This is a genomic window from Mesorhizobium sp. M7A.F.Ca.MR.176.00.0.0, from assembly GCF_004023165.1.
GTDB lineage: Bacteria > Pseudomonadota > Alphaproteobacteria > Rhizobiales > Rhizobiaceae > Mesorhizobium.
This window is the reverse complement of sequence record NZ_RZTC01000083.1, coordinates 21187-28571: the sequence shown is the minus strand read 5'-3', so window position 1 is coordinate 28571 and position 7385 is coordinate 21187. Positions and strand designations below refer to the sequence as shown.

The window sequence follows — 7385 nt, the reverse complement described above, 5'->3', positions numbered from 1 at the left end:
GAACTTGAAGGCGCCGGTGCGCAAACTCTTTTCGACATCGTCCATCGGCGCCCAGCTGCCGGTATCCCAGACGATCATCGGCCCGCCGCCATACTCGCCTTCGGGAATGACACCTTCGAAGTCGATATATTCGAGCGGATGATCCTCGGTCTCGACCGCCAGTCTTTTGTCGGCCGGATTGAGCGAAGGGCCGCGCGGCACCGCCCAGCTTTTCAAGACATCGCCGACCTGTAGGCGCAGATCATAATGGTCCGCGGTGGCGTGGTGCTTGTGGACAACGAAGCGGTTGCCTTCGTCCGTGATGAGGCCGCCTGCCGGTTCCGGCGTTTTGGAAAATTCACGCCTCGCGCGGTAGGATTGGAGCTTTGGCGGGGTGGTCATGGCAAAGGTCCAAGCACGTAGGCCAGGAACAAGCCAGTCGCGCTCAATCGTCAGCAGCCGGCGTCAACTCGAGCTCCGCCGGCGACAGTCCCTGCTGCAGCTGGCTCAGCCGGAATTCGTCGACCCAATAGGCCTCGCCGTCGACCAGAACCCGGGCCTGGTAGCTGCCTGCCGAAAAACGCTGCGCGGTGATGTAGACCTTGTGACGATCGAGCGCCTTGCGCACCGCGGCGCGCTTGGAATTCTGACCTGTGACGGGACTGAACATGACACTGCCCTCGGTCGCCCCAGACACACAACGCGGCCGCTGCCGGCAGCCTGACGACTGGGGTCAAGGATGGCGGAGACGCGCCGTCCTGTCAATTTCGCGGACAGCGCAGGATGCGGCCCGGTCAAATTTGCCAATCTTTTGAAGATGTTTGAGCCTCGGCCTGAATCAAGACGTGAAGCGCGCCGCCAAACAATCGCCCGTCGCTGCCGCCCTGCTACGCGGCCGGCATGCCCGAATGAGCAGATTTTTGAACTTCCGTGCCGATGAGATCGAGTGTCACCGCCGCAACATCGGCAACCTGGAGCCGCTGGACGCAATAGACCCCACCGGCGTTGTTTTCTTTACACACACCTGGAGCGATGCATGGGCAAGGCATGGGCGGCTGGAGCGTCCGGTTGGGAACACCGAACGGGCCCCATTGCTCTGGCGACGTCAGACCGTACAGCCCCACCGCTGGAGTTCCGACAGAGGCCGCGATGTGCATCGGGCCGCTCTCATTGCCAAGAAAGATCGACGCTTCGGCCAACAATGCCGTCAGGACCTCAAGCGAGGCTTTTCCGACGACACTTGCGACCGGCGATGCTGCCACTTCAAGGATCCTTTGCGCGGCAAGCCCTTCATCCGGCCCGCCAACAAGGAGGGATCGCAGCCCGGTTTTGGCGTATACTTCGTCGATGACCGCAGCAAAATGTTGCGGCGGCCAACAACGGCCTTCGAACCTCGCGCCGGCATGCACGGCCACGTAAGACTTCTTCGCCAAAGCGTTTTCCGCAAGAAGCCTGGCACACTCTTCCTGGGCAGTACTGGTCAGCTGCAGCCGAGGTGTTGGGTCCTCACAATCCAGCCCAAGGGCGCGGAGTGGAGACAGGTTCCTGTAGAGATAATGCGGTCCGCCATGTCCGAAGGTCGCGGCGAGAACGTTTGCAAGCTGGATTTCCCAGAACTTCATCGGATGCTCGGAAGGATCGAAGCCGACGCGAAGTGGAGCGCCGATCAAACGATGCATGATCCGCGAGGTTTTTGAATCGGTAAGGTCGATGCTAAGATCAAATCTTCGACGCCGCAAATCAGAGATGACGCCACGATAGTCGCTCAAACGCTTGCGCAGAGTCCTTCCTCTGCCACGGGATTCAAAGCCAACGGCAACATCGGCGATCCCTTGCGCGACGATGAACTCCTTGAGACCCGGCGCACAAAGCATGGTCACCGATGCTTGTGGATAAGAAAGACGTAGATTGCGAACCAAAGCAGATGTCAGAACGACATCTCCAATGTACTTCGTTTGGATAATGAGGATGGAACGAATCCCATCTCCTAAACTTGCATTCATCGAGATGATCTGCCGAAAACGCTAACTTAAAAAAATCTGCCGAGGACACTCATTTCTGAACGTCAAGCCGCGCTTTCAGATATAGAGTTAACCGACCCTGTCAACAAGCTTGCCTGCCGGCCTTGGTGCTCTGCATCGCAGGACCGGCAAACGTTCGTCCTCAGTCCTTCAATCGCCGCAAGCGGCGCGTCAGGCCCTGGACGGCCTTGAGCAGCCGGGGACGCGACCGCGTCATGCCTTCGACCCGGCTGCGCAGCAAAATGGCTGCGTTCGCAGCCCTGCCCCGCACCGTCACCGGTTCGCAAATCTCGGCCAGTACCGAGCTCGAGGCGCCGATATGTTGCTTGTAGCCCTGGCCGCCGACCGACAGGTCGAAATAGTCGAAGCCCCGCTCGCATCCCCACATCATCAGCTTGCCCATCGTCGTCAGGCCGGGTGAGACATTGGCGACCGCATTCTGGTTGATGCCGAGCAGGAGGGCGTGAAGTGTGCCTTTTCTGACCAGCACATAGATGGAGGCGAGCCAGGCTTCACCGACGCGTAGTCCGAAGAGCCGCACCGATCCATTGGACAGGCCTCGCAGCGCCGCGGCGCGGTAGAAATCGACGACCGGCGCCTCAGTCAGGAGGTCGAAACGCCCGAGCTCACGGAAACGCTTGAGCCGCAGTTCCAACAGCGCATCCAGGAGCTCCTCGGCCAGATCAGGCGTGTCGGCCTCGATCAGAGCGAGGCCACCAAGCTGTTCGAAGCCGCGACAATGCTTGCGGAAGGCCTTGGCGAAGGACGGCTTGCAGATCCGCTTGATGAGCGTCTCCGGATCACCATGCAGGACGAGGCCGGAGCTGACCTGGATGGAGTCCCGCGCCACCGAAAGCAATGCCAGCGGATTGGCCACGCCGTGGACCTGCTGCGGAATTCCCGCGATATGGATGCGATCCGCCGGTGGCAGCACGGCACGGACCGCCGCCCACATGGCGTCGGCACTCTGCCTGGTCCACGCTCTCCCATCCGCCAGCAGCGGCACTGAGTAGTCGCACACGCGACAGCTCAGCCATTCGATCACGTGGTGGCCGAGAGCCCGCCGCCGCATCAGCGGCAGCAGCATGGCCGGCGCGCCGGTCACGGCGTCACTCACCTCGACGAGGACCAGATCCGCTTCTTTGGGCATCAGCCGTGCGGCGATTCCTTCGACCCAGGCATAATGCTGGTGGGCAGTGCAGACGCCGTGAGCTTCAAGGAGCAGCCATAGCAGCCTTACGGTGTCGAAGCTGGTGTGCAGCCGAGCCGTGAAGTGCGCGGTTGCATCAACGTTGGCGACAGCAGGGGAAACCGGCCCACCGGGCAAATCCTTTATCGGAGTCGTTCCCGCCGCGTAGCTTGCCACATGCTTCTCCCGTCATTCTGATCCCCCGCGCAGGCGCCGCAAACCCCGCATCAGTCCCTGGAGCCTCTTCAGCAGCCGAGGTTTGGAGCGCACGAACACCTCGGCCCGGTTGCGGATCTCGATGGCTGCGCTCACGGCGCTGCCTCGCACCGTAATCCCGTGGCAAAGCTCGCGCAGACCCGAACCCAAGGCACCCATATGTTCCTTATAACTCTGGTTGCCTACCGACAGGTCGAAATAATTGAAATCGCGCCCGCGCGCCCAGCTCATCAACTTGCCCATGATCAGAAGTCCCGGCGAGACATTGGGCACCGCGCCCTGATCGATTGAGATCAGCAGAGCATGAACGGTGACTTGATGGATCAGCAGGTATTGGACCGCGATAAGAGCTTCACCCACACGCAACCCGAAGAGCCGCACCGACCCATCCGACAGGCCCTCGAGAGCAGCGTTTCGATAGAAATCGACAACCGCCGCCTGCGTCAGCAGGTCGAAGCGGCCCAGTTCGCGAAAGCGGCTGAGCCGCATCCGGACCAGGCCGGCGAAGATGACCTCCACCAGGGCCGGCGTGTTGGCTTCGACCAGTTCCACGCCGCCAAGCCGTTCGAGGCGACGCCAGTCCTTGTTGAAAGCCTTGACGAAGGATGGCCGGCATAGTCGCTTGAGGACGGTCTCCGGATCGCCGTCGATGGTGAGGCCGAAGCTGGTATGCAGGGAATCGCGCGTGGCCGCCAACAAGGCCAGCGGATTGGCGACACCGCTGATCGATTGCGGAATTCCCCTGATCTGGATACGGTCCGCCGGCGGCAGCACGGAACGCACCGCGGCCCACGCGGCCTGCGCCGACTGCGTCGTCCACGGGCTCGCATCGGCCAGCAACGGTGCCGAATAGTCGCAAACGCCACAGCTCAGCCACTCGATCACCCGATGGCGGAAAGCCGGTCGCCGTATCAACGGCACCAGCATTCGCGGCACGCCCGTCACGGCGTCGTTTACCTCCACGATGAGCAGTTCGGCACCTTCCGGCATCAGCCGCGCTACGATCCCCTCGGCCCAGGCATAATTCTGGTGGGCGGTGCACACACCGTCCGCCTGGAGGCGCAGCCAGAGCGGCCTCACCGCTTCCAGGCTGGTGTGAAGCCGCGCCGTGTATGCATCGTTGGCGACGACGGTGGCCGGATGGGAGGACTGGCCATCGGGCGAGCCGGTCGCCGCAGCAATTTGCACCGCCTGGACTGCCATATTTTTTCCTATCGCTTTGCCGTGGCGAACGACAGCGTGCGCCGCCACGCGCCCAACCGGCTGTCGCGCGCCTCGTCGGGATGCTCGATATTCCACATGCGGTGATGCGCGAAATACCATGATGCCACGAGCACGAACATCTCCGAGACGGCGGAACCCAACAACGCCCACGGCGGAGACGCGATTGCCAGCAGGGCCGCGATCAGTGCCAGCCCGACGACCGCGCCGCCCGTCGTGGTGAACGCGACGATCCGAAAATCGCCGAGTATCTCAAGCACGATACGGGGCATGATATAGAGCATGATCGGGACAAAATTCGCGATCACGAAAAGTCCGATGAACCAGGTCGAAGCGTCCTGGAGAGCCTGGGATTTTATCATCGGCAGGACGAACATGATGGCGCATCCATATGCAAGGCCGCCAAACCCCATGACGAGCGCCCAGATCTTGGCCTGCGTCCAGACACGGCCTGTTTCATTGTTCCGCATCAGCCTGGCGAGATCCGGCTGCGTCATGTTGACGAAAGCAAGGCTGATGATGCGCAGCGGGGCAAACAGCACCAGAACCGCCGCCAGCGGTGCGTAGGCGGCAGGACCGGCAATGCCGGCGACCAGCAGCGCCAGACATTGACCCTGGATGTTGGTGGTGGTCGCGCTGAATGCCGACCAGCGCAGCTGGGGCCACAGTCTGACATAGCGTCGCCGCGTCGGCATGCGGAAGCTGATGCGAAGCGAGCGCCGCGCCAGCCGGACCAGGACGAAAATGCCGAATACATTTGCCGCGGCTAGTGCATAGAACACGGTCTGCAGCGGGTCTTGGACCAACCAGATCGACAGCCCGGTCAGGACACAGCCGGCGACTGTAAACGCGCCATCGCTGATGGAGACGACAACCTGCTGGCGCCGTGCGAAGAAAGCCGTGCGCATATGGCTGCGCAACGACCAGGCACCGACGAAGCAGCCGGCGGCAATTCCGCTTGGATCGCCAAGGACATGCATCAGGACTGCCGTGCCGACGGCCATCAGCAACGCCACGATCAGCGCCGCCGTTCCGAACGCCACGTCATAGGTATCGACGCCGGCGCTGTTGGTGCTCTTGCTCATCCAGATGCTGGCGGGAACGGCGGTGAGTGACCTGATATAGGACAGGCCGACACCGCCCATCACCATGCCGATGGCGAAGAGGCCGTAGCCCTGCGCCGACAGCATGTGCAACAGCATGATGTTGAGGGCAAAATGAAAGCCGCTCTGCATCGCCTCGCCGCCGATCATCAGCACGAGGCGTCGAACCAGATGGCTCGGAAACGCTAACTTCACGGCCGCGTCTCCGCTTCGCGGGCAGCAGGCACCCTGCCCGGCCGCGCGATGGTCGTCTTCAGCTTGTCGGCGGCGATCGCGGTGATCGCCGCGGCCGCGACCGGCTCGCTGAAGATTGCCTCGTAGCGCGCGCGCCCGGCAGCGACAAACCCGCGCCAGGCCTGAGGGGCGAGGATGATCTCCTGCAATTTCGCGCCAAGAGCTGCTGCGTCGCCGGGCGGAACATGCCAGCCGGTCTCCCCGTCGCTGACCACTTCCACCAGCCCGCCTATCGCCGACACAAGCGGCGGCCGGCCGTATGCCATCGCCTCAATGGCGACGCGGCCCAGCGATTCCGGACGCCGCGACGGCACGGTGACGATATCGGCCCATCGATAATGCTCCGAAGGGTCGGGAATGAAAGGCAGGACTCTGACGCGCCCGGTAAGCCCCATGGTTTCGACCAGTTCGGCAAGCGCATGCTCGCGCTCAGTGCTTTCGAAGGCGCCGCCGACCAGTCGCACCTCGATCCTCGCTTGGAGTTCCGCCGGCATCGAGGCGATCGCCTCCAGCAGGATCTCCTGCCCCTTGATCCGGTTGATACGGCCAAGCAGCAGCACCCGCAATGGGCGCTTGCCATCATACGTCATCGGTTCGACCGCCGCCGGCCCGGCAACACCGTTGTAGACGACATACGCACGCGCCGCCTTGGGATCACCAAACGCGGCGCGTGTCGCGTGTGAATTGAAGATCAGATCGGCATGGCTCCAGCGCATCAGGCCGACGAGTATCCTGCGCATGGCGCCTTCGGGGATTTCGTGGATGTGCAGGACGGCCTTTTGGGGAAGAAGGCGTGCGGCCAGCGCGTAGTCGGCCACGATCGAGGTGTTGACATAGACGAGGTCGCAATCCTTGAGCCGCCGCCACGCCCTGAACACGGCAACCGGCAATCGCGCCATCTCGACGGTCGCAAGGCGCGCAATGGCCTGGCGCCTCAGCACCCACAGCGGTTCGAAGACGATCCGGCTGGCATGCGCTTCCAGAATCCGCACGATCGGCCCGCTACGTGGCAAAACCACTTCGATGTCGGCCGACGGAAACGCGGCGCGCAACGCGGCAACGCTCTCCGCAAAGCTGCGGTCAGAACCATAGAGTTCATAACCCTGATGAACGCAGGCAATCCGCATCTTTATATCCCGCCGGGTGCTACAACCATCGCGCTGGGCGATTGTGGCAGAAGCCCGTCCGCAAGAATCATGCCTGGTTCGATACGCCCGACTGCCGGCCGTACGCCCCAGGCATTGCTTCGTTTCGATACAGCTACGCACAGAAGGGTTGACCGAGAATGAAACAACCATCGGCTTCAACACCGTTTTTTTACAACCCCGCGCGATGATCCCTCGCAGGATACCGAAATCGGGAGCTGGCACGGAAGTTGCCATCTGCCCATTATAAATTAAGCAATATCTAATGTATGAGACA

7 protein-coding genes are annotated in these 7385 nt (G+C 62.2%); all 7 read right to left on the bottom strand.

The window, feature by feature from the left end; all coding sequences use genetic code 11:
* Nucleotides 1-381: DNA polymerase ligase N-terminal domain-containing protein (locus tag EOB59_RS24235; RefSeq protein WP_281061733.1), on the bottom strand; the 381-nt coding region annotated here is incomplete at its 3' end.
* 43 nt (nucleotides 382-424) lie between these two features.
* Nucleotides 425-649, bottom strand: coding sequence for a hypothetical protein (locus EOB59_RS24230; RefSeq protein ID WP_127317999.1), 225 nt, complete (start codon nucleotides 647-649; stop codon nucleotides 425-427).
* Between the two features lie 217 nt (nucleotides 650-866).
* Nucleotides 867-1982, bottom strand: coding sequence for a glycosyltransferase family 9 protein (locus EOB59_RS24225; RefSeq protein WP_127809766.1), 1116 nt, complete (start codon nucleotides 1980-1982; stop codon nucleotides 867-869).
* A 160-nt stretch (nucleotides 1983-2142) separates the two neighbouring features.
* Entirely contained in the window at nucleotides 2143-3366 is a 1224-nt protein-coding gene (locus tag EOB59_RS24220) for a GNAT family N-acetyltransferase (protein ID WP_128289405.1), read from the bottom strand.
* A 12-nt stretch (nucleotides 3367-3378) separates the two neighbouring features.
* The gene (locus EOB59_RS24215) at nucleotides 3379-4608 is read right to left on the bottom strand and encodes a GNAT family N-acetyltransferase (RefSeq protein WP_128289404.1); all 1230 of its coding nucleotides are present in this window, start codon (nucleotides 4606-4608) and stop codon (nucleotides 3379-3381) included.
* Between the two features lie 8 nt (nucleotides 4609-4616).
* Nucleotides 4617-5924, bottom strand: a complete 1308-nt coding sequence (locus tag EOB59_RS24210) for a hypothetical protein (RefSeq protein WP_127397079.1) — start codon at nucleotides 5922-5924, stop codon at nucleotides 4617-4619.
* Entirely contained in the window at nucleotides 5921-7090 is a 1170-nt protein-coding gene (locus tag EOB59_RS24205) for a glycosyltransferase (protein WP_128289403.1), read from the bottom strand. Before EOB59_RS24205 ends, EOB59_RS24210 begins: the two co-directional genes overlap by 4 nt.
* Nucleotides 7091-7385: the final 295 nt, after the last annotated feature.